Here is a 19,569-nt window from a genome sequence, read left to right on the forward strand (position 1 = left end):
GTTGGAAGCCGAGTTGATCAAGCTCGGCCGTTATCCGTTGCTGGTCGTCGACGAGGTCGGCTATATCCCGTTCGAGGCCGAGGCGGCGAACCTGTTCTTCCAGTTGGTATCCAGTCGTTACGAGCGGGCCAGTTTGATCATCACTTCGAACAAGCCGTTCGGCCGGTGGGGTGAGGTGTTCGGCGATGAGGTCGTCGCCGCGGCGATGATCGATCGTCTGGTCCACCATGCCGACGTGGTCTCGCTCAAGGGTGATAGTTACCGGCTCAGGGGCCGCGATCTGGGTCGCACGCCTACTGGCCGTGCTGCAGAGGGGTAGTGGCTGTCGCATGACTCGAGGGGTCAATTTTCGGTTGCCGGAAAGGGGTCAGTTTTCAGGTGCCGTTGACAGCCTTCCTCCACGTGCACGGCTTTCCGTGGCCTCACGACCTGCAGAAACCCGTGTAGGCGGAGGAAAGTCCCGGAGGATGACGCGCGGGCCGGTGCGGATTCTCGTGCGGTACCTTCGGGCGACTCAGTCGCCCCGCACCGGAAGCCGACGAGGGCCCGGACCCTCCTTCGCGAGCACGTCGCCGGGGTTCGCCAACGGACAACTCTTCAGGCTCAGACACCCACACCCGATGCATCCCGAGAAATCGTCACGCAACTCGGTCAACGCCTCGATGCGGCGGGTCAACTCGTCGTGCCACATCAGCGACAGACGCGCCCAATCCTCCGCGGTCGGCACCCGACTGTCGGGCAGCGAATCGAGGGCGTTCTTGATGTCCTCCAGCGACACCCCCACGCCCTGCGCGATCCGGATGAACGCCACTCGACGTAATGTGTCGCGCCGGTAGCGTCGCTGATTGCCGGACGTACGACGGCTGTCGATCAGCCCGCGGGATTCGTAGTAGTGCAACGTCGACACCGCAACGCCGGAGCGTTCGGACAACTGTCCGGGAGTCAGCCACACGGCAGCAGTCATCGGAAGCCTTCCTCGAATAGGAAACGCACGGTAATCAAACTTGCGCTGCACAGTACCGAAGCATTGCCGCACGGCTGATGGCCTGAGCCGCCGACACCGGAAAAGATCGCGGATCGTCGTTCCGGGCAGGGGGAGGGGAGCGGTGCGTCGGGCACGCGTGTGCGCAGTCCTTCGTACTCGTCCTCATCTCGTGGTGCGTCGCACGAGCAGGGCTGCGCAGCAGGCCGAGGCATGGACGCTCGGATACAGCGTCAGCGAGCGACCAGACCCCGCGGTGCGCGGGGGACGAACCACTCCGGTGCGACGCCGTTCGAATCGGGCATGTGCAGCCTCTCGAGGTCGATAGGACGGAAGCACCTTCTATAGTTGTTGTCGCTCAATCCATTTCATGGATAATGGTGATTATCCATCAAGATCAACCCGAGTGGGGCAGGGCGCCTTGGGGTGGGGGCGGGCCTACCTGATTCGCCACACCGGGGCCATGCGGTCGGCGTGCCTGATCGTCGACGTGTCGATGAGTCGATGAGTCGATGAGTCGATGACGCGCGACAACCATATGCGCCGGGCGATCCATTCGGCTGCACGCCGATGTTGAGGCGGCCGCGTCTGCAGGCTTCGATGCGGGCAGGCCTGCGACAGCGCCCCGAAAGGGGGTGGCGACAGCGGGAGGGTCTCACCGCACGGTCGGCACCGCGACGCGCCACGGCATGGTTCGTCATACTTGCGCGCCACGCCGGGACCCGCCCCGAACAGTGGTCGGGTAGGCCCAGATTTCCATTACTTGACATAATGTAGATTATCGGCAAATTTGGCATGCGGGTTCACCTGGGGTTTTACGACGGCCGGCGACTGTCCCGCACATCGACTGCCGACGCACGCTTCGCGCGGTGTGTCGACCCGCCGTGGCGTCACCGCCGATGCCCCGACGTTTCACCAGCACCGGACTCATGGCGATCCGGCCGCCTGCGTCGGCGAACGTCCGACCTGCCGTCCCACCGGTGCCGTCGGCGCCGTCGTCCGCCTCGGATTGATCAACCTTGACCGGTATCTCGACCCGCCCCCACACACCGGCCGACTCCCATGAAAACGTCACTGTGACGTTTTACCCATCGCGCTACTAATTCTGGTTTGCCTGGTTTTGGTCGCCGCGGCCGTCACGACCCACCCGCTCTACCTGTGGAACTTCGTCTCCTATGGAGACCGGACGACCGGCGTCATATTTCTCCGGCAGCTCTCTTCATGGTCGCGTACACGATCGTCGCCATTTCTGGGCCCGAACACGCTCGGCACCCGCTCCCCCGGCAACACGGCCCCGCAAGCCCAAAACGTCACTGTGACGTAATCCGGCTCAGACCTTCGCCTCCAGAACCAAGTTGAACGGCGTTTCTGTCGCGCGACGGAAGCTACCGAATCCGGCCTCGGCCGCGACCGTGGCGAGTCGCTGTTCACCTGCCTGCGCACCGAGACCGAGCGCGACCGGCTGATCGAGTGACGACGGCGTGCACAGCACCGTCGAGGCCGCATAGTACATCCGCCCCACCGGATTGAGATTCTCGGCGAGATCGTCGTGCGCATACGGTTCGACGAGCATCACCGTGCCGTCGTCGGCCATCGTGTCGCGTGCGTGTTTCAGTGCACCGACCGGGTCGCCCATGTCGTGCAGACAATCGAAGTAACACACCAGAGCGTAGTCGCGACCCGGATAGTCCGCCGCCGACGCAACGACGAAGTCCACGTTCTCGATCCCCTGCTCGGCCGCCAGCTCTCGTGCTCGAGTAATAGATCCGTCGTGGTAGTCGAAGCCGTGCACGGTCGAGTTCGGGAATGCCTGCGCCATGAGCGTCGTGGATACGCCGTGCCCGCAGCCGATGTCGGCCACCGCTGCGCCCGCCGTGAGCGTGTCGACGACGCCATTCAGTGCAGGGAGCCACGCGTCGACGAGATTGGTGCGGTAGCCCGGACGGAAGAATTGTTCGGTTCCGGTGAACAACTCGGTGTCATGTTCGTGCCATCCGAATCCTTCGCCCCGACGTATTCGTTCGGTGATCTTCTCCCTGTCCTTGAACACGGCACTGACCAGATGGTAGCCGCCGGCGAGATAGACCGGGCTGTCCGGGCGAGCGAACGCCATCGCCTGCTCGGGCGCAAGCGTGAAGGTGCCGGCGCTCGCGTCGTGCATGAGGTACCCGCTTGCGGCTTGCGCCGACAACCATTCCCGCACATAGCGTTCACGTACGCCGGTGCGTTCTGCCAGCGCATCGGAAGTCGTCGGGCCGTTGCCGTCGAGCGCTTCCCAGAAACCCAGGTCGAGGCCGATCATGACCAGTGCACCGTTCATCGCGGCACCCATGTCGGTGACCAGTTGCCCGAGGGTCTGCTCGAGTTTGCTTTGATCGATTTCCTGCATCTCAGGTGTGGTCATCGCACACCTCCTCGGAGTAGTGATGTGCATCATATTCTAGGCGTTCGGAAGCCCCGTGCGATCGGCCACACGGGTGCACTCACACACTCCGGACGCGGCATCGCTACCCTCGAGTTCGTGCACCGCGACGACACCCCCGCCGACGACCTACTCGTGGCCGAGCTGCGCGACCGCCTCGACCGCGCATCCATGAACGACCCTCTCCTCGGCACCGTCGAACTGACGATCTGCGAGTTGACCCGCTTGCTCGATATGTACGACGACCTGGACGCACTGCTCTTGAGCAAGGAGTTTCTCATCGGGGTGCAAGCCAAGTCGATTCGTAAGCGTAATGCCACCCACGACGCCATCGACCTGGCCCTCATCGGCCAGTCCGGTCCGCTCGCCGACACCATCGGCAGCATCCTGCGCAAAGGTTGAGGTCACTGCCCGCAACTGAGCTGCAAGGTAGCGCTCGGTGCTCCGTTGGTAATGGTGCGGCTCCGCCGGCGTCTCCGCCGGGGCTAACGCCCACCGGTCGGCAAGGTACCTATCCATTCGTGGTCACCGCGGGACTATCGCTTCCCGACGGCTGCGAACCGCGACAGGGTTCCGGCAACGGGTGACCATCGACCCTGACCGATCGGGCTTGGGTCGCGTTACGCTGAGGCAACTTTCGTCCGAGGAGGCAATCTTGAGCCATGAAGTGAAGATGATCGTGCTCTCTACCGACGATCTCGACGAGTCGATCAAGTTCTATAGCGACACCCTGGGCATGGGTCTCAAATTCCGTGACGGCACACATTTCGCGGCCCTCGACGGTGGTGGCGTCACCCTGGCGCTCGCGACCTCGGTGGACCATCCGATTCACGGCCAGGTTGTCGTCGGCATCAAGACCGACGACGTGGACGGCGCCGCGAAGGCCATCGAAGAGGCCGGCGGCGGCATCGTGAAGGGTCCATATGACGATGCACACGAGCGTCGCGCGGTGGTGTACGACAACAAGGGCAACGGCTTGGTGTTCTACAGTCCCCTTCCTCGCTGACCGGCCCCCTCGACGCCCGGCCGATCCCCTGTGAGGGTCCGGCCGGGCGTTCGTCGTTGCACCCCGCTACAATCGGTAGCAGACTGCAACACGAGGAGGTCGTGATGGCTCCGTCCACCGACAAGGTCACCCGATTCGACGCCGAACTCGTCGACAGCGCCATCGCCGAGGGCGGCCGGCAGAACCGCACCGGACGTCAGCAACTCGAATACTGGGCACGGATCGGACGGGCTATGACCGCCCACGAGAGCGCCTCGCTGCGCCGAGTGCACGACGCGTTGTCCGGGTCGCGCCCGCTCGCCGATCTCACTGATGCCGAGGGGCGCCTGTTCAACGCGGAGACCGACACCCGGCTCGCCGACCATCTGGCAGATATCGACTATGTCGGTGTGCTTGCCGGGCGCGGTGTCACGACGGTCGTGCTCGATGACGAGGGGCGTCTGGTCGAGCAGCATCCGGATGGAACGACGCGGGTGCTCGACGACGCATGAGGCGTCTGGATCTGGTGGTCGGTCCGAACGGGGCCGGTAAATCGACGTTCGTGGAGTTGTCGCTTGCTCCGCTGCTGCCGCTCAGTGTGTTCGTCAATGCGGATGTGATCGCGCGGCAGCGGTGGCCGGATCGGGCCGAGGAGATGTCGTACGAGGCGGCGCAGGTGGCGGCGACGGTGCGGGACCGGTTCGTCGCCGAGGGGCGCTCGTTCATCGCGGAGACGGTGTTCTCGCACGAGTCGAAGCTCGAACTGATCGATCGGGCGCAGCGCGCCGGGTTCGTGGTGGTGCTGCATGTGATGGTGGTGCCCGAGGCCATGTCGGTCGCGCGTGTGGCGCACCGGGTGTCCGCGGGTGGACATTCCGTGCCGGACGACAAGATCCGGGCGCGGTATCGACGATTGTGGCCTCTGGTGGTCGAGGCGATCCTCCGCGCGGATCAGGCGACGGTGTACGACACGGCTTCGGGGACTCCGGCGCCGGTGGCGCGGTTCGCGGCGGGTGCGCCGATCGGATCGGTGCGGTGGCCGCGGTGGGCACCGGCGGCGCTCACCGAGCTGGAATGATGCGGGCCGGTGTCGCTGCAAGCGACACCGGCCCGGGAGTTCGGTGGCGCTACTCCCCTGCGCTGTCGACGCTGAACGGCAGCACCAGCCGCGACGGATGCGCGGCGTCGCGATAGATCTTGTGGGTCACCGGACGGCCGACCGGCACGTGGAACGCGTCCGGCGGCAGCAGCGCGTTGTGGTCGTCGAACAACGGTTCGTTGCAAGACAATTCGGCCACGATCTTGTGGCCGGGCAGGATCGTGGCGGCGAACGGGTAGACGCGCAGCACGTATTCCTCGATGACACCGGGTTCGACCGGCACCTTGCGGGTCAGCGGGTGGACGGGGCTGTCCGGGGTCGAACGTTCGAGATCGAGTTCACGCATCGACGCTTTGAGGTACGCGGTGGTCAGGAGCTGACGCGCGCCGCCGGGACGTTCGTCCCACAGTCGCATGATCCAGTTGGTGTCGTCCTGGTCGATTGCGGCGTACAGGTGGAACGCGCCGGTTCCCATGAGCTCGGTCGGCTCCTCGAACACCGAAGTCGACCAGCGGAGGATTTCGACCTTGTCGGTCACCGTCAGCGGCGCCTGGAAGAATCCGCCGGGGGCGGCGTGTTCGACGCCCATGGCTTCGGGCTCGAAGGACAGTTTGCCCCGCGGCCGGAGGAACAGCTCTCGATGTTCCACCGGCTTCGGCGGGAAGGCGTCGCCTTCGACGTATTCGCGGGTGCCTTCGACGAAGACGGAGACGGCGGGTTCGGTGTCGATGCCGTTGTCGATGCCCTTGAGCCACTTGTCGTACCAGCGGAACATCTTGTCGTGTTCCTCGATGAAGGGGCGCGACTGCATGGGCGGGTAGGGGCCGATGGTGAGCTTCTTGTTCGCCGCGGGGATGCGGTCGAAGCATTCGATGGTGCCGTCCATCGTCCATCCGCGGCCCTGGTCGATCTGCAGCCAGACGGGGATGTCGATGTTCTCGGCGAGGTTGACCGGGTTGCGTTCCTCGTACCAGGGTCCGTCGACGTCGTTCATGACGATGTCGAACCAGGCTTCGTGGTTCGTCGGGTAGTGCAGGGTGTGGACGAGGTTCGGCCAGGACTGAATGTCGGGGTCCTGTAGTCGTTCCGCTACGAGTTTCTCGATGTCCTCGGCCGAGTAGGTTTCGAGCATGCGGGATTTGACGCGGTCGGTGAATGCCCAGCCCGAGTCGCCGCCGCGGCCTTCGCGGGCGGCGCGGGGCATGAGCCACATGATGCCGCCGTGGTAGGTGGTCTCGTAGAAGTCGTAGTGCCCGCCGGAGACGAAGATGGCCTTGAGTGACGGCGGGCGTTCGGCGGCGGCGAGGACCTGCATCGATCCGAAGTAGGAGATGCCGATCATGCCGACGTTGCCGTCGCACCAGGGTTGTGCCGCGACCCATTCGATGAAGTCGTAGGCGTCCTGCCCGAGGGGTACTCCCCCGGCGTTGTAGTTGCCGATGTGTTCGCCTTCGGATCCTCCGGAGCCTCGGAGGTCGCCGATGACGTGGACGTAGTCGTTCGCGACGACACGCGCGATGTCGCCGGCTTCGATGCAGCCGTCCCACATGGGCGACGGGCGGCGCTGCGGTGGCATCGTCAGGGCGAGGGCTTGCAGTTCTTTGCCGTAGGGGCTCAGCGCGACGAGCGCGGGCCGGGGTGTCACCGCGTCGGGTTCGTCGACGCCGCGGTAGGCGTCGGCGACCAGTGCGGTGCCGTCGCGCATGGGGATCCGCAGGTTTTTGGTGACGGCGATCTGCTGTTCGCCGGCCTGGATGGTGTGCCAGGTGGTGTCGGTCATCGCTGTTCCTCTCGGTGGGGCCGGCGGTGTCGGTGTTCGAGGGAGTAGCCGTGCATCGAGGTGAAGAACGGCGACGGTTCGAGGGTCGGATCGTGGGTGTAGCCGAGGGCGTCGGCCACCGGTGTGAACGGCGAGTACGGCGAATCGGTGTCGTGGAGTTCTGCGCACAGGCAGGTGTGGGCGGCCGTGCCCACCCGGTGTTCGATGTCGAGGCTTTCGCGGAGCGCCTCGGCGGCCTGCTCGGCGTCGAGTTCGACGCCGTACGGGGTGCCGTCGGTCCGTCGGTAGGGGTGGCCCAGATACAGGTGCCGGGGCCGGATCTCGTCGCGCAGGTATTCGAGGCTGCGCCGGTACGCGGCCGGGTCCGTGAAGCCTGGGAAGCCGTTCGCGGCTCCGTGGACCTGTACGGCGTCGCCGACGAACACGTCGTCTTGTCCGTCGAGGACGTAGGCGACGGAGCCGGGTGTGTGGCCGGGGATGGCGTGGACGGAGACGGTCACCTCCTGTCCGTCGACGGCGCCGAGACGGATCTGCTCGCCGCCGGTGACCTGCATGGTGGGTTCCATCTCACCGGAGATCACCGCGTGGCCCGCGGCGGCGACCTTGGCGGCGCCTTCGGGGTCGTGGAGGTACCGGCCGCGGCCGGTGAGGTACTCGTCGACGTGGGCCTGCCGTGAGCGCAGCAGCGGTGCGTCGGCGGCGCCGATGACGACCTGCGCCTGGCGGCCGGTCATCTCCCAGAGAGCGTACGCGCCGCCCATGTGGTCGATGTGGCCGTGCGTGAGCAGGATCCACTTCACGTCTTCGATGCGGCGGCCGAGGGCCTCGAGCGCCGGTGTGATCCCGTCTGCCGGGGAGGAGGCGATGCCGGTGTCGACGATCGCCATTTCGGGGGCGTCGATGAGGAAGGTGTAGAGGTGGAATCGGCCCCAGGGCGACTGCATGGGGTGGATCGGTACCACGGGGCGGCTCACTTCCGGTCGCCCCTGAGGAACGCGGCGGTCTCCGCGAAGACCTGGTGGTAGTCGGGGATCCACGAGAAGTGCTGGACGAAGCCGTGGTTGGCGCCGGCGTAGCGGGACACGGTGGCCTCGGCGCCGGCGTCGGTGAGTCGCGCGCCGTAGTGTTCGCCTTCGTCGCGCATGGGGTCGTACTGCGCGGTGACGATCAGTGCCGGAGGCAGCCCGGTGAGGTCGGTGCGTTTGAGGGGTGAGACGCGCGGGTCGGCGGGGTCGGCGCCGCTGTCGGTGTAGAAGGAGTTGAAGCCCTTCAATCCGGCGGTTTCGACGCCGTAGCCTTCGGCGTTCTGACGCAGCGACGGATAGCGGTCGACGTCGAAGTCCAGATCCAGCGACGGGTAGTACAGCACCTGGTGGGTGATGCGCTCGAAGCCGTCGTCGTGGGCGAGTGCGGCGACAGCGGCGACGAAGGTGCCGCCGGAGCTGTCGCCGGCGATCGCGAGCGTGTTCTCGTCCCAGGCGAGTTCGTCGCCGTGGTCGGCGACCCACCGGACCACCGCGTAGCAGTCGTCGAGTCCGGCAGGGAAGGCGTTCTCCGGGGCGAGCCGGTAGTCGACCGCGATGACCTTCAGTCCGGTCTCGTGGGCCAGGGATCGCGCCACGTGGTCGTGGGTCTCGAGGCTGCCGAGGAAGAAGGCGCCGCCGTGGAAGTAGACGAGCACACCGTAGGTGTCGGCGTCGGCGGGGGTGTAGATCCGGATCGGGACATCCCCGGTGGGGGTGTGTGCGATGGTGTCGTCGACGGTGTGCAGGGGAAGTCGCTCTTCGAGGGGCGGGACCTGCGCGTCGTCACCGGCGCGCATGGCGGCCGGGTCGAGGGGGCCTTCCGGGTGGGGCAGGTTCGCGAGGATCTCGGCGATGGTCGGATGCAGTGCCATGGTTCAGGCCTCGACCGTCGAGGCGATCTCGCCGAGTTTCTGACCGGGGAAGACGCTGTTGACCTCGTCTTCGGACCAGCCGAGCCGGGAGATGCGTTGCAGTTCGTCGGTGATGGGTTTGCGTTTGGTCTGGTAGGCGGCGAGCGCGGCGGGGACCGAGTCGGCGGTCGCGAGGGCATCGGCGAGTGCACCGGAGTCCAGGATGGCCGAATTGGCGCCCTGCCCCTGGTGGTGGCACATGGCGTGGGCGGCGTCGCCGACGAGGACGACGGCGTCGGAATGCCAGCGCTCGATGGGGTCGATGTCGTAGACGGCGCGGATGTTGACCTGGTCCCAGTCGAGGTCGCGGGCGATCGCGACGAGCCGTTCGTCGAAGCCGTCGAGGGTGGCGAGCAGGTTGTCGCGGGTCATCTGCGGGGCAGGGGTGGGGTCGGCGTTGAGTGCGGTGACGTCGTAGGAGACCTGGCCGCGGTGTTGCAGCGGCAGCACGTACACCTTGGTGCCGTGGCCGAGGTACATGCGTAGTTTGCTGTCGAGTGGCACGCCGTGGGTCTTGTCGTTGTCGACGATGACGCGGTAGGCGTGTTCGCCGGCGAAGACGGGTTCTGCGGTGCTGAACAGTTCGGTGCGCACGCGGGAGCGGATGCCGTCGGCGCCGATGACGAGGTCGGCGGTGACGGTGTTGCCGTTGGTGAAGGTGAGGGTGGCGTCGGTGCCGTTGTCGACGATCGTGTCGAGGCGGTGGCCGAGCTGGATCACCCCGGGGGGCAGGACACCGGTGAGGACGTCGATGAAGTCGGCGCGGTGGACGAACCGGGTGGTGGTGCCGTGTTCCTCGGTTTCGGGCCACGTCTCTTCGGCGATGAGATTGCCGGTGGCGGTGAGGATCTCGAAGGATTCGCTGGGTGAGGTGACCTGTTCGACGTCGTCGAGGATGCCGAGCTTCCGGAACTGGGCGAGCGAGGATGGGCGCAGTCCGATGCCGGCGCCGACCTCACCGACGGTGGCGGCCTGTTCGTAGACGGTGACGTGTGCGCCGAGGTTGATCAGGGCCCTGGCCGTGGCGGCGCCGGCGTAGCCGGCACCGACGATGGCGATGTTGAGATTCTGGACGTCCATGGAGGTGCTCTTTCTCAGTTCGTGGTCGCGAAGGTCGTGACGGCGAGGAAGTCGGCGGGGAGTTCGACGAAGATCCGGTGGATGGTGGCGTCGTCGATGCCGGCTTCGTGCAGGGCGGGGATGAGCGTCTCGAAGAGGTAGTTGACGGTGTGGCCCTTGACTCCGGGCCAGCCCAGTGGGCTGCAGTTGGCGTCGGCGGAGGCGAGGACCCGGTCGACCAGGCCGTCGCGTAGGTAGCCGAGGAAGTGGTCGAGGCGCTCTTGGCGTGGTCGGCCCCAGAACGGTGGGTCGGGCAGTTCGAGGTCGTAGCCGAAGGTGTCGAAGCCGATGCGTCCGCCCTGCTCGGCGATCCAGCGGTCACGAACCTTGCCTTGGCTGACGCCGTCGTCGGCGTGGCCGAACAGGACCCGGTCGAGCGGGAGTCCTTCTTCCCGGAAGATGTCGATGGCCGGTTCGACGTCGACGGCGAGATGGGTGAAGATCGGTACCCCGGTGGCCAGCGCGGCGCGGGCGGCGGCCCGGTAGATGCGCAGGTCGAGGTCTTTCATCTTGAAGCCGCGGCTCACACCGACTTTGATGATGCCGGCCTTGCCGCCGGTGCTGCCGATGCCGACGGTGATTTCGTGGATGAACTGGTCGGTGAGGTAGTCGACGTCGGCGCGTTCGAAGAAGGGCAGGGCTGTGTCGCCGCCGACGAAGCCGGTGGAGGCGACGATGTGCACGCCGGTCTTCTCGGAGAGCGATTGGTAGTAGTTGACGTCGCGGCCGTTGCAGATGCCGGTGGCGTCGACGAAGGTGGCGCCGCCGTAGGGCAGGGTGTTCTCGTGGAAGGTCCGTAGTTTCGGCACCGTCTCGTCGTAGCGTTGCTCGGGTGTTTTCCACCATTGGGTGTCGAGTTCGGAGCCGGGCATGCCGTAGCCGATGTGCTCGTGGACGGCGACGAAGCCGAGTTCCGCGGTGGGGATGGCGCCCAGGACGGTGTTGACGTGGGACATGGGATTCACCTCGTGTTCGAGAGAGTCGGGCCGGGGACGTTCAGCGGACCGCGAGCAGGGCGGCGGGGTTGGCGACGAGGATCGCGGTGGCGGTGGCGTCGTCGATCGCCGCGGCACGCAGGGCCGGTACGAAGCTGTCGAGGATGTGGGTGAAGGCGACGTCGGTGGCCGGGTGCCCGAAGGCAGCTCCGGTGGCGCTGCTGGAGAGCAGGATCCGGTCGGTGTGGCCGGCGGCCACGAGGTCGGCGACGAGTGCGACGCGGGCGGTGTCGGTCAGGTAGCCGGTGGCGCCGAGGTTGTCCTCGTGGTGGCCTTCGGTGCCGACGTGATCGAGGGTGACGTAGGCGCCGCGGGCGGCGAGTTTCTGGGCGAGGCCGTCGGAGCCGAGTCGATCGACGCCGCCGACCACGACCCGGTCGGCTTCGAGGCCTTCAGCGAGGACGATCTCGAGTTCGCCGAGTGGGTCGGCGCCGGGCAGGAACGAGAGCGCGACGCCGGTCTGCAGTGCAGCGCGGGCGGCGCCGCGGAGAAGTTCGGTGTCGGTGGCGGTCGCGCCGGCGCGGGTCACGGCGGTGGCGATCAGGCCGGCGGCGCCGCGGCGTTCGATGCGCGGTACGACCATGCCTTCGCTGATTTCGGCGGCGAAGAGCGCGGCCCATTTCTGCGCCGGCCACGGGGTCGGCGGATTGGTCTGCGGGGTGAGGAAGTATCCGCCGAGCATCGACTCGGGGCCCTGGCCGGTGGACGCGATGATGTGGACGCCGGTCGCGCGGGAGAGGGCTTCGAGCAGGGGGAGGTCGCGGCCGTGGAATTGGCCGGTGGCGTCGACGAGGGTGCCGCCGCCCGCCGCTTTGAAGTCGGTCAGCTTCGTTTCGAGGGTGTCGAAGATGTCGACGCGGTCGAGGGTGAGGTCGTGGGCGTACTGGGCGCCGGGCAGGACCGACAGGAGCGACTCGTGGATCGATGTCACGCCGAGCTGGTCGGCGGGTACGGGGCCCAGGACCGTGTGGGCGGTGGCTGTGGTGGGGGTGTCGACGGAGGTGCTGGGGCCACTCATCGGCGTGTCCTTTCGATCGACGGCATATCGGCTCGGCGTGGTAGTTGTCACAGTAGCCATTCGGATTACATCACGTCAAGTGAGTTTGCATCAGGAGAAGTTACTGGCCTCAATGGTCTCTTTCGGCAGGTGCGCGTACCGCGAGGCCGCTAGGATCAGGACCCATGTCGCTCCGTGCCGCCCAGAAGCAGATGACCTACGAGCTCTTCCTGACCACGGCGCTCGACCTGTTCGGCACCAAGGGATACGCGGCAACCACGATCGATGACATCGCCACCACCGCCGGCTCCACACGCACCACTTTCTACCTGCACTTCTCCTCCAAAGCCGAGGTGATGAGTGCACTGCTGACGAAGGCCGACGCGATCCTGACCTCTCCCGACGACCCCCCGTTGACCGAGGTCGTCGCGTCCGGTTCACGCGCGGAGATCCGCACCTATCTGGATCGCAAATTCACCCAGTGGGACGAGATCAAGCCCTATCTCACCGCGTCGTATCAGGCTGCCCATGAACCGGACGTCGTCGCGCGGACCGAACAGTGGTTCGAGAGCGCGGTCGCCGAGATGACCGAAGGCCTGAACCGCGCGAACCGCTTCACAACGGATCGCCGCCGGATCCGCTGCGTGCTGGCGTTCGGCCAGCTCGAGCATCTGTCCCGCCGCTACTTCGAGGTCGGCTGGAACACACCCCGCGAGATCTGCCTCGACGAACTGACCGACTCGTGGTGCTATCTACTCGCCGCTGACGTCCGACGGTGAGCTGCCCGGCCCGAATGCGGTCGCGTCGAGGAGGATCGCACGCAACCAGTCGATGAACTCGACATCTGCGAGGTGCGGATTCCACACCATGTCCACACCCAACGGCGACACCGGCAGGGGGAACTCCTCGACCCGCAGGTTCGCCCGGTCGCCCATCGCGGCAGCGACACGGAAGGTGTGCACCGCAACGCCCCCGGCGGTCGCCACCAGATGCGGCACCAGCAGAAAATCGGAGATCAACCGGCCGATGCGGTACTGCACACCGTGGGCGTCCAACGCCGCGTACGGGGGCACCCGGTGCCGCGAGTCGTACGCGACATGCGGCACCGCGGTCAGCAGATCCAGCGCGGAGGCCTCGGGATCGGTGTCGGGGTGGGCGATCACCACCCACCGGTTCTCGTGGAGCCGCTCACGCGGATACGGCGAGGTGAAGGCCTCGGACAACAGGACGACGTCCACGCCGTCGTCGGTGAAGTCGCCGGCCTGCGGCTCGACGAAGTTGCGGATCCGCAACGTCGCATTCGGGGCGCGCTCGGCGATCAGCCGCGCCAAGGCGGGGCCGAGCACGAACGCAGTGCTGCTGGTCATCGCCACCGTGATGGTCCGGCCGTCGCGCGCGGGATCGAACCCGGGGAAATTCACCACCCGCGCGGTGTGCCGCAGCACCTCCCGCAACGGGGCGATCAATTCCAGGGCGCGCGGGGTGAGCACCAGCCCGCTCCCCCGCCGAGTCACCAGCTCATCACCGAGCAGGCGCCGCATCCGGCTCAACGCGTGACTCATGGCGGGTTGGGTCATGCCCACCCGGGCCGCCGCGCGGGTGACCGACCCCTCCTCGAGCAACGCCAACAGCGGCACCAGCAGGTTGAGGTTGATCGAGGCAAGTCGCGCCAGGTCGGGGTCGGCCCTGTGTCCCGGGGGTGGATTCATCCACACGGACTGTACGCGGCAGTGGTCGCGGTGACGGCCTGCTGTCCGGTCGCGGCGGCACGCCGCAGTTTCGGGATGGGAATGCGGTGGTTGACGGCGACCGCGACCCCGGGTCCGTCGGGATCGTCGAGGTGGCGCCAGTGCATCAACGCCGGCCCGTGTGCTTCGCTCCCGACCAGGAAGTCGGGGGTGCCGGCGACGGGCAGGTGCCCGACCGCCTTGAGTGTGAGCCCGAACTGCTCGGTCCAGAAGTACGGATCGGCGTCGAACGAGGGTGCGGCATCGCCGCGCAGCAACGCGACCGCGGCGATCTTGGCCTGCTCGATGGCGCTGCTCCACAACGGGATCCGGCGGACACTCCCACGGACCGGGAGTGCAGCGACGTCCCCGGCCGCGACGATGCCCGGCGCGATCCGGCCCCGCGAATCCACGACCAGGCGGCCACCGGTGAGCAGACCGGAGTCGGTGAGCCATTCGATGTTGGGCACATCGCCGATCGCGGCGACGACCAGGTCGGCATCGAGACGGGTCCCGTCGTCGAGGGTGACGCCGGTGGCGTCGATCCCGGTGGCGGTGCCGTAGACGATCTCGGCGCCCGCGGCGAGGGCCGCAGCGGTGAACACCTCCGACAGGTACGGCCCGAACTGGGGGCGCATCGGTGTGGTGTCGGCGACGACGGTGACCGGGCAGCCGGCCTGCACCGCTGCCGAGGCGACCTCCATGCCCAGTGGGCCGGCGCCGACGACCGCCACCGACGGACTCGACGCGAGCCGCTCTCGGAGCAGCAGCGCATCATCGACGGTGCGCAAGGTCAGCGCCCCGGCGCCGAGTTGCCGTGGCCGTGCCCCGGAGGCGATGACGAGCCCGTCGTAACCCAGGTCGGTGCCGTCGTCGAGCCGGACCCGCCGGGTGGCGACCTCGAGACCGACGGCGCGTACCCCGAGTAGTTCGGTGGCGCGGTGGGTGGGCGGCGCGAGCTCGTGCGAGCCGCCGTCGACGAGGAGCGCCTTCGACAGCGCGGGCCGAGAGTACGCGGGATGTGGTTCGTCGCCGACGATGGTCAAGTCTCCGTCGAATCCGGCGGTGCGCAAGCTGTCGCAGGCGGTCTGTCCGGCGATACCGTTGCCGACGACCATGATGCGGTTCATCTCGCGCGGCTCGCTGCTCATGACGAGAGCGTCAGGGCCGCGACCGGGCACACGCGTACGGCGGCCCCGGCTGCCGTCGCGCGGGGGTCGTCGGTGGGAAGCTCGTCGACGTCGAGGACGAGGTCGCCGTCGTCATCGAGGTGCATCAGCTCGGGTGCGGCTTCTTCGCACAGTCCGTGGCCTTCGCAGCGGGGGCGGTCGAGGGTGATCTTCATGACGGCAAGGCCTCCAGGATCTCGAGTTCGTCGATGGAACGGGTGGTGTTGCTGGGCACGCGGATCGGGTCGGCGGCCACCAGACGTCGCGTATGGGTGGCCAGGGCGGTGATGACGGCGTGGGCCTCGAGGCGGGCGAGACCCTGCCCGGCGCACCCGTGCGGGCCGTATCCGAAGGACAGATGATCGACCGGGTTGCGGGCGATGCGGAAGGTGTCCGGGTCGTCGTAGTGCCGCGGGTCGCGGTTGCCTGCGCCGAACAGGATCGCCGCCTGCGCACCGGCGGGGATCACGGTGCCGTCGATGTTCACCTCGCGGGTGACGCCGCGGCCCCACGCGTGCAGCGGCGCCCAGTAGCGCAGCACCTCGTTGAATGCGGCCGGTACCAGGGTGGGGTCGGCGCGGACGAGATCGAACTGGTCGGGGAACGCCGCAAACAAGGCGACGATGTTGCCGATCGAGGCGATGGTGGTGTCCACCCCGGCGCCGAGGTACTGGTGGATGATGTGGCCTGCGGTGTCCGCGGGGATGGCGCCGCGGGCTTCGGCGTCGAAGATGCCGCGCCCGACCGACCCGGGGGTCAGATCCTCGGCCTGCACCTTCGAGCACCATTCGTACAGTTCGCCCGCGATGGGAAAGTTCTCGGCGGTGCGCTGGTTGAGAGGGCCGATGACCTCCATGGCGGCCTGTCCCCAGCGGAGCATGTTCTCGCGGACGTCGCCGGTGAATCCGATCAGGTCGGCGACGATCTCGAGCGGGAAGGCGCGGGCGAGGCTGTCGATGGCTTCGAACGAACCCGCGGCGACGAGTTCGGCGACGAGGGCGTCGGCCTTCGCCTCGATGGTGCCCTTCAGGCCGCGCAAGGCGCGGGGGGACAGATTCTCGGTGAGGGTGGCGCGCAGCTCGGTGTGCACGGGCGGGTCCGAGGCGAGGGAGGTGCCCTGGAGTGCGTCGTTGACCATCGGGTTGAAGCCGATGGTGCGGGAGGAGAAGGTGTCGGTGTCGGTGAGGGCGCCGCGGATGACGTCGTAGCGGGTCAGGGCGTAGATGTTGTTGGTGGGCAGATACACGACCGGACCGAGGTCGCGCAGTGCTGCGAATGTCGGGTAGGGGTCGGTGAGGACGTCGTCGGCGAAGAGGTCGATGTCCGACGTCGCGGGAGGGCTGCTGGGCATGCCTCCATTGAAGTGACTCCCATTACATAAATCCAACGCATAATTTGCATAGTGCAACATGCGTTGGCTTCATGTCATGAAAGGGTGCGGGTCAGACCCATTGCACGAGCTGCCACACGATGCCGTTGGGGTCGGCGAACTGACAGAAGCGCTCCCCCCACGGTTCGGTTTCCGGTTCGGTGATCACCCTCGCGCCCGCTGCGGCGATGCGGGCGTATTCGGCATCGAGGTCGTCGACGACGAAGGCGATCAACATGCCTTGACCGGCGGGACCTGCGATGGTGGCGGGCGTGAAGGTGCCCAACCCGGTGCGCAGGAAGACGATGTTCAGTCCCGCGCTGGGGTGCGCGAGGGAGACGAAGCCATCGTCGGACATGGCCTCGGTGAATCCGAAGTGAGTCTTCGCGAAGTCCGCGGAGGCGGCGGTGTCGGGGACATTGAGGGACAGGGCGGTGCCGGTGATCTTGATGGTGAACCTCCAGGGGCGGTAAACCTTATGCGACGTATAACGTATTTAGTGTATAGAGTTTCGCGACCGCCGCCGCGCATATGGTCAGAGGCTTCCAGGGATATCGAGGACCACAATCCCTGCCTCATGCTCCAATGCCTTCCACAGATCGGGACGGTCGAGCAGGTTCTCGGTGACGAGCACCCCGAAGTCACTGGGCTTCATTGCCGTGCTGGTGTGGTCACCACTGGGCGCAAACACAGCGATACATGCGTCGACGTGAGTCAGGTCGTGGCGTGCCCAGTATCGGATTCCGTCGAATCCCGCTCTGCGCAACGCCTTCGACCACTGCTGCGTCAGCGGATAGTCGGAGGTAGTGAACATCTCCGCCGTCACCCCGAACTGGATCGCCCGATTCGAAGTTGCATCGGCCAGGCGCAGATCCCCATGAACGGTCACGGCCGAGATGTCCCGCTTCGCGGTGTCCGGACGTGGGATGACGTCGATCCCGCTCCAAGCCTCGAGCACAGTGACAAGTTCGCTTTCGGCGGCGTAGCAGGTCCCTTCGGATCCTGCGAGGTCGAATCGTCCGGCACCGTTACTGCTGAACCACCACGCCCCCAGTCCGGCCGCATGATTGCGGTAGAGCGTCGTGTGGGCGGCCAGGGTGACCTCAGGGAACCGTCCCCGGAGTTCATCCGGGGACGGCGGTGGTTTCAGATGTTGCCGAGCGCGGGGAGCGCTCACGAAGCGAGCCGTCCCGAAGCCTGACCGGCCAGCTTCTCGACATCGGCAGTGTCGCCGTCGAGGAGGGCTTGCCGAGGTGTCCGGCCGTCGAGCTCCGGCTGTGCGCTCGACATCCATGAGGCAGTGGTCCAGGATTCGACGCCAGAATGGGCCCACGCGGCAAGAACGTTCTTGATCCCCAGGATCGGACGGTACGGGGCTGTGTCGGTGAATCCTCCCGACCAGTACCCGACACTGCCGTCGTTGGCCGTCAAGCGCAGTACTCGGTTGTCTTTGACCGCCTGGCTGAGAGCCTGCTTGGACCAGCCGGTCAGGTCGAGGGTCTGCTTATGGGTCAGGATCGGGCCGAGGTGTTTTTCCCACGTTCGGCGCGCTTTGAGGTTCGACAGCACATTTTTGACACCCTCGGCTACATACTGTGCGTCGTCTATGCTGAGCTGCTCCGCCGCCATCCCGCTGGCGTCCAGCTGATCGTCGACGACCTTCTTCAGTGGCGTGCTCATGCCTTGATCGTCCTCGGTCAAGTAGGTCAAGTCAAGTGGTCAACCTGACGTGGGGATCCCATGGGCGTTCGGGATGACCGAGGCTCGCTCGCGATCACCGGTCAGCGCCCACACGACCTGGACGTCGTGGCGGCGTAGGTAGGGACCGTTCGGTCCGCGACCTTTCGCGGAAGACACTCAGAAGACACTCAACGGTCCAACGAGTGGAACGAACGATCACATCGTCGTACCGGTCGCGGTCGATGCTCGCACCGCAGGCTGGGGCCGACGGGACGCAGCCCGCGGCGCTCGTGCGCCATGACGCTCACGTGACGCAGAACAAGCGGTTGCCTCCGCAGATCCGGACGAGCATCGAAGCGCAGCTCCGTCAGACCGCCCGCGAGACGAACCCTCCTACGAAGGGTGCCGGTAGCAATGGGGAAGCAACGGTCGAATATGCAGGTCCAGCAGCCAGGTGTGGAATGCTGTCGACGATGATTGCAGAAGCTCCGACCTGGTAATCCGCCGATTTTGTCGCCATCACTACCGGTACCCCCGACCGCAGGAGAGACCCATGGCGCGCGACCTGATCGACCTACTGTGGCGCGAGCATCCCGACGCACCCCGCGGAGGCACCCGCGGACCGAAGTCGAAAGTCACTACCGCACAAGCAGTTTCGACCGCCATCACCCTCGCCGACGCCGAAGGACTCGACGCCGTGACCGTGCGCCGACTCGCCGCGGACCTCAGCATCTCCGGGATGGCCCTCTACACCCACGTCGGCTCCCGCGACGACCTGCTGGTGCTCATGATCGACGCCGCGCGCGCCGGCCGACCCCGCGCTCCCTATCCGAGCGAAGACTGGCGTGCCCGGGTCCGGCAGGTCGCCGAAGCGGACCTCGCGCTGTACACCGCGCACTGGTGGCTGCTCGATGTCACCGACCAGCGTGCCTCCCTGGGGCCGGGCACCATCGCCGCCTACGACCACGACCTGCACGCTTTCGATCACACCGGGCTCACGGACCTCGACCGCGACGCCGCGCTGACCTTCGTCGCGGACTTCACCCGTGCGGCGGCGCAAGCACGCCGCCCCGACCCCCGGGCCGCCGACATGGCCGAGGTGTGGTCCGCGTGGCACCGGCGCCTCGCCGGATACGTCGGCGACGACTTCCCGCTCGCTCGGCGGGTGGGCGCCGCTGCCGGAGCGGCGCTGAACACCTCCTACAGCCCGCAGGCCGCGTGGACGTTCGGACTGGACCGAGTCCTCGATGCGGTGGGCTCCCTCATCGGCCGGGGATAATCGGCCGGAGAGAGCGGCGAGGCCCCTGCC

The 19,569-nt window shown here is 66.8% G+C and carries 22 protein-coding genes; 7 read left to right on the forward strand and 15 right to left on the reverse strand.

Annotation, left to right across the window (positions count from 1 at the left end; translation table 11 throughout):
• The coding region (locus tag ACFWB0_RS14990) for an ATP-binding protein (RefSeq protein ID WP_378491248.1) at positions 1-319 on the forward strand (319 nt) is incomplete at its 5' end.
• A gap of 195 nt (positions 320-514) precedes the next feature.
• Here the strand turns inward: ACFWB0_RS14990 and soxR are convergent.
• A complete protein-coding gene (gene soxR, locus ACFWB0_RS14995; protein WP_378491249.1) occupies positions 515-964 on the reverse strand; it encodes a redox-sensitive transcriptional activator SoxR in 450 nt (149 codons plus the stop codon).
• Between the two features lie 1,348 nt (positions 965-2,312).
• Positions 2,313-3,386, reverse strand: coding sequence for a class I SAM-dependent methyltransferase (locus ACFWB0_RS15000; RefSeq protein WP_378491250.1), 1,074 nt, complete (start codon positions 3,384-3,386; stop codon positions 2,313-2,315).
• A 117-nt stretch (positions 3,387-3,503) separates the two neighbouring features.
• Here ACFWB0_RS15000 and ACFWB0_RS15005 point away from each other — a divergent pair, with 117 nt between their 5' ends.
• The 4 genes from ACFWB0_RS15005 (at position 3,504) to ACFWB0_RS15020 (ending at position 5,467) form a co-directional block, all read left to right on the forward strand.
• Entirely contained in the window at positions 3,504-3,806 is a 303-nt protein-coding gene (locus ACFWB0_RS15005) for a hypothetical protein (protein ID WP_378491251.1), read from the forward strand.
• 271 nt (positions 3,807-4,077) lie between these two features.
• On the forward strand, positions 4,078-4,410 hold the full coding sequence (locus ACFWB0_RS15010) for a VOC family protein (protein WP_378491296.1): 333 nt from the start codon (positions 4,078-4,080) through the stop codon (positions 4,408-4,410).
• A 104-nt stretch (positions 4,411-4,514) separates the two neighbouring features.
• On the forward strand, positions 4,515-4,901 hold the full coding sequence (locus tag ACFWB0_RS15015; RefSeq protein ID WP_378491252.1) for a hypothetical protein: 387 nt from the start codon (positions 4,515-4,517) through the stop codon (positions 4,899-4,901).
• Positions 4,898-5,467, forward strand: coding sequence for an AAA family ATPase (locus tag ACFWB0_RS15020; protein ID WP_378491253.1), 570 nt, complete (start codon positions 4,898-4,900; stop codon positions 5,465-5,467). Before ACFWB0_RS15015 ends, ACFWB0_RS15020 begins: the two co-directional genes overlap by 4 nt.
• A gap of 49 nt (positions 5,468-5,516) precedes the next feature.
• Here ACFWB0_RS15020 and ACFWB0_RS15025 read toward each other — a convergent pair whose 3' ends face one another.
• From ACFWB0_RS15025 to ACFWB0_RS15050, 6 genes are read right to left on the reverse strand one after another with little or no spacing between them, the layout of a single operon-like run.
• On the reverse strand, positions 5,517-7,268 hold the full coding sequence (locus ACFWB0_RS15025) for a CocE/NonD family hydrolase (protein ID WP_378491254.1): 1,752 nt from the start codon (positions 7,266-7,268) through the stop codon (positions 5,517-5,519).
• Positions 7,265-8,212, reverse strand: coding sequence for an MBL fold metallo-hydrolase (locus ACFWB0_RS15030; RefSeq protein WP_378491255.1), 948 nt, complete (start codon positions 8,210-8,212; stop codon positions 7,265-7,267). Before ACFWB0_RS15030 ends, ACFWB0_RS15025 begins: the two co-directional genes overlap by 4 nt.
• A gap of 26 nt (positions 8,213-8,238) precedes the next feature.
• The gene (locus ACFWB0_RS15035; protein WP_378491256.1) at positions 8,239-9,165 is read right to left on the reverse strand and encodes an alpha/beta hydrolase; all 927 of its coding nucleotides are present in this window, start codon (positions 9,163-9,165) and stop codon (positions 8,239-8,241) included.
• 3 nt (positions 9,166-9,168) lie between these two features.
• On the reverse strand, positions 9,169-10,284 hold the full coding sequence (locus ACFWB0_RS15040; protein ID WP_378491257.1) for an FAD-dependent oxidoreductase: 1,116 nt from the start codon (positions 10,282-10,284) through the stop codon (positions 9,169-9,171).
• A 14-nt stretch (positions 10,285-10,298) separates the two neighbouring features.
• Positions 10,299-11,279 (reverse strand): phosphotriesterase, encoded by a 981-nt coding sequence (locus ACFWB0_RS15045; RefSeq protein ID WP_378491258.1) that lies wholly within the window; start codon positions 11,277-11,279, stop codon positions 10,299-10,301.
• 40 nt (positions 11,280-11,319) lie between these two features.
• Complete coding sequence (locus tag ACFWB0_RS15050; RefSeq protein WP_378491259.1) at positions 11,320-12,336, reverse strand: phosphotriesterase; 1,017 nt, start codon at positions 12,334-12,336, stop codon at positions 11,320-11,322.
• Positions 12,337-12,500: 164 nt separating this feature from the next.
• Between ACFWB0_RS15050 and ACFWB0_RS15055 the strand changes: the two genes are divergently transcribed.
• Positions 12,501-13,094, forward strand: a complete 594-nt coding sequence (locus ACFWB0_RS15055; RefSeq protein ID WP_378491260.1) for a TetR/AcrR family transcriptional regulator — start codon at positions 12,501-12,503, stop codon at positions 13,092-13,094.
• On the opposite strand, the gene ACFWB0_RS15060 is transcribed toward ACFWB0_RS15055, so the two are convergent.
• From ACFWB0_RS15060 to ACFWB0_RS15090, 7 genes are all read right to left on the reverse strand, one after another.
• Complete coding sequence (locus ACFWB0_RS15060) at positions 13,068-14,024, reverse strand: LysR family transcriptional regulator (RefSeq protein ID WP_378491261.1); 957 nt, start codon at positions 14,022-14,024, stop codon at positions 13,068-13,070. The genes ACFWB0_RS15055 and ACFWB0_RS15060 overlap by 27 nt on opposite strands.
• Positions 14,021-15,193, reverse strand: coding sequence for an NAD(P)/FAD-dependent oxidoreductase (locus ACFWB0_RS15065; protein ID WP_378491262.1), 1,173 nt, complete (start codon positions 15,191-15,193; stop codon positions 14,021-14,023). Before ACFWB0_RS15065 ends, ACFWB0_RS15060 begins: the two co-directional genes overlap by 4 nt.
• Positions 15,190-15,387 carry a ferredoxin gene (locus ACFWB0_RS15070; RefSeq protein WP_378491263.1) on the reverse strand — a complete coding sequence of 66 codons (198 nt, stop codon included), beginning with the start codon at positions 15,385-15,387 and terminating at the stop codon, positions 15,190-15,192. Before ACFWB0_RS15070 ends, ACFWB0_RS15065 begins: the two co-directional genes overlap by 4 nt.
• Positions 15,384-16,562 (reverse strand): cytochrome P450, encoded by a 1,179-nt coding sequence (locus ACFWB0_RS15075; RefSeq protein ID WP_378491264.1) that lies wholly within the window; start codon positions 16,560-16,562, stop codon positions 15,384-15,386. Before ACFWB0_RS15075 ends, ACFWB0_RS15070 begins: the two co-directional genes overlap by 4 nt.
• 91 nt (positions 16,563-16,653) lie before the next feature.
• Positions 16,654-17,031, reverse strand: a complete 378-nt coding sequence (locus ACFWB0_RS15080; RefSeq protein WP_378491297.1) for a VOC family protein — start codon at positions 17,029-17,031, stop codon at positions 16,654-16,656.
• Between the two features lie 84 nt (positions 17,032-17,115).
• Positions 17,116-17,757, reverse strand: coding sequence for an RES family NAD+ phosphorylase (locus ACFWB0_RS15085; protein WP_378491265.1), 642 nt, complete (start codon positions 17,755-17,757; stop codon positions 17,116-17,118).
• Positions 17,754-18,260, reverse strand: coding sequence for a hypothetical protein (locus ACFWB0_RS15090; RefSeq protein WP_378491266.1), 507 nt, complete (start codon positions 18,258-18,260; stop codon positions 17,754-17,756). The genes ACFWB0_RS15085 and ACFWB0_RS15090 overlap by 4 nt, the downstream gene beginning before the upstream one ends.
• A gap of 553 nt (positions 18,261-18,813) precedes the next feature.
• Between ACFWB0_RS15090 and ACFWB0_RS15095 the strand changes: the two genes are divergently transcribed.
• Positions 18,814-19,539, forward strand: coding sequence for a TetR/AcrR family transcriptional regulator (locus ACFWB0_RS15095; protein ID WP_378491267.1), 726 nt, complete (start codon positions 18,814-18,816; stop codon positions 19,537-19,539).
• Positions 19,540-19,569: the final 30 nt, after the last annotated feature.

Source organism: Rhodococcus sp. NPDC060086, from assembly GCF_042730275.1.
Taxonomy (GTDB): Bacteria; Actinomycetota; Actinomycetes; order Mycobacteriales; family Mycobacteriaceae; genus Rhodococcus.

What these genes read in the sequence shown, in the direction of transcription:
- soxR (WP_378491249.1), bottom strand. Translation starts at nt 964, where the DNA reads ATGACTGCTGCCGTGTGGCTGACTCCCGGACAGTTGTCCGAACGCTCC.
- ACFWB0_RS15000 (WP_378491250.1), bottom strand. Translation starts at nt 3,386, where the DNA reads ATGACCACACCTGAGATGCAGGAAATCGATCAAAGCAAACTCGAGCAG.
- ACFWB0_RS15010 (WP_378491296.1), top strand. Translation starts at nt 4,078, where the DNA reads ATGATCGTGCTCTCTACCGACGATCTCGACGAGTCGATCAAGTTCTAT.
- ACFWB0_RS15015 (WP_378491252.1), top strand. Translation starts at nt 4,515, where the DNA reads ATGGCTCCGTCCACCGACAAGGTCACCCGATTCGACGCCGAACTCGTC.
- ACFWB0_RS15020 (WP_378491253.1), top strand. Translation starts at nt 4,898, where the DNA reads ATGAGGCGTCTGGATCTGGTGGTCGGTCCGAACGGGGCCGGTAAATCG.
- ACFWB0_RS15025 (WP_378491254.1), bottom strand. Translation starts at nt 7,268, where the DNA reads ATGACCGACACCACCTGGCACACCATCCAGGCCGGCGAACAGCAGATC.
- ACFWB0_RS15030 (WP_378491255.1), bottom strand. Translation starts at nt 8,212, where the DNA reads ATGCAGTCGCCCTGGGGCCGATTCCACCTCTACACCTTCCTCATCGAC.
- ACFWB0_RS15035 (WP_378491256.1), bottom strand. Translation starts at nt 9,165, where the DNA reads ATGGCACTGCATCCGACCATCGCCGAGATCCTCGCGAACCTGCCCCAC.
- ACFWB0_RS15040 (WP_378491257.1), bottom strand. Translation starts at nt 10,284, where the DNA reads ATGGACGTCCAGAATCTCAACATCGCCATCGTCGGTGCCGGCTACGCC.
- ACFWB0_RS15045 (WP_378491258.1), bottom strand. Translation starts at nt 11,279, where the DNA reads ATGTCCCACGTCAACACCGTCCTGGGCGCCATCCCCACCGCGGAACTC.
- ACFWB0_RS15050 (WP_378491259.1), bottom strand. Translation starts at nt 12,336, where the DNA reads ATGAGTGGCCCCAGCACCTCCGTCGACACCCCCACCACAGCCACCGCC.
- ACFWB0_RS15055 (WP_378491260.1), top strand. Translation starts at nt 12,501, where the DNA reads ATGTCGCTCCGTGCCGCCCAGAAGCAGATGACCTACGAGCTCTTCCTG.
- ACFWB0_RS15060 (WP_378491261.1), bottom strand. Translation starts at nt 14,024, where the DNA reads ATGAATCCACCCCCGGGACACAGGGCCGACCCCGACCTGGCGCGACTT.
- ACFWB0_RS15065 (WP_378491262.1), bottom strand. Translation starts at nt 15,193, where the DNA reads ATGAGCAGCGAGCCGCGCGAGATGAACCGCATCATGGTCGTCGGCAAC.
- ACFWB0_RS15070 (WP_378491263.1), bottom strand. Translation starts at nt 15,387, where the DNA reads ATGAAGATCACCCTCGACCGCCCCCGCTGCGAAGGCCACGGACTGTGC.
- ACFWB0_RS15075 (WP_378491264.1), bottom strand. Translation starts at nt 16,562, where the DNA reads ATGCCCAGCAGCCCTCCCGCGACGTCGGACATCGACCTCTTCGCCGAC.
- ACFWB0_RS15090 (WP_378491266.1), bottom strand. Translation starts at nt 18,260, where the DNA reads ATGAGCACGCCACTGAAGAAGGTCGTCGACGATCAGCTGGACGCCAGC.
- ACFWB0_RS15095 (WP_378491267.1), top strand. Translation starts at nt 18,814, where the DNA reads ATGGCGCGCGACCTGATCGACCTACTGTGGCGCGAGCATCCCGACGCA.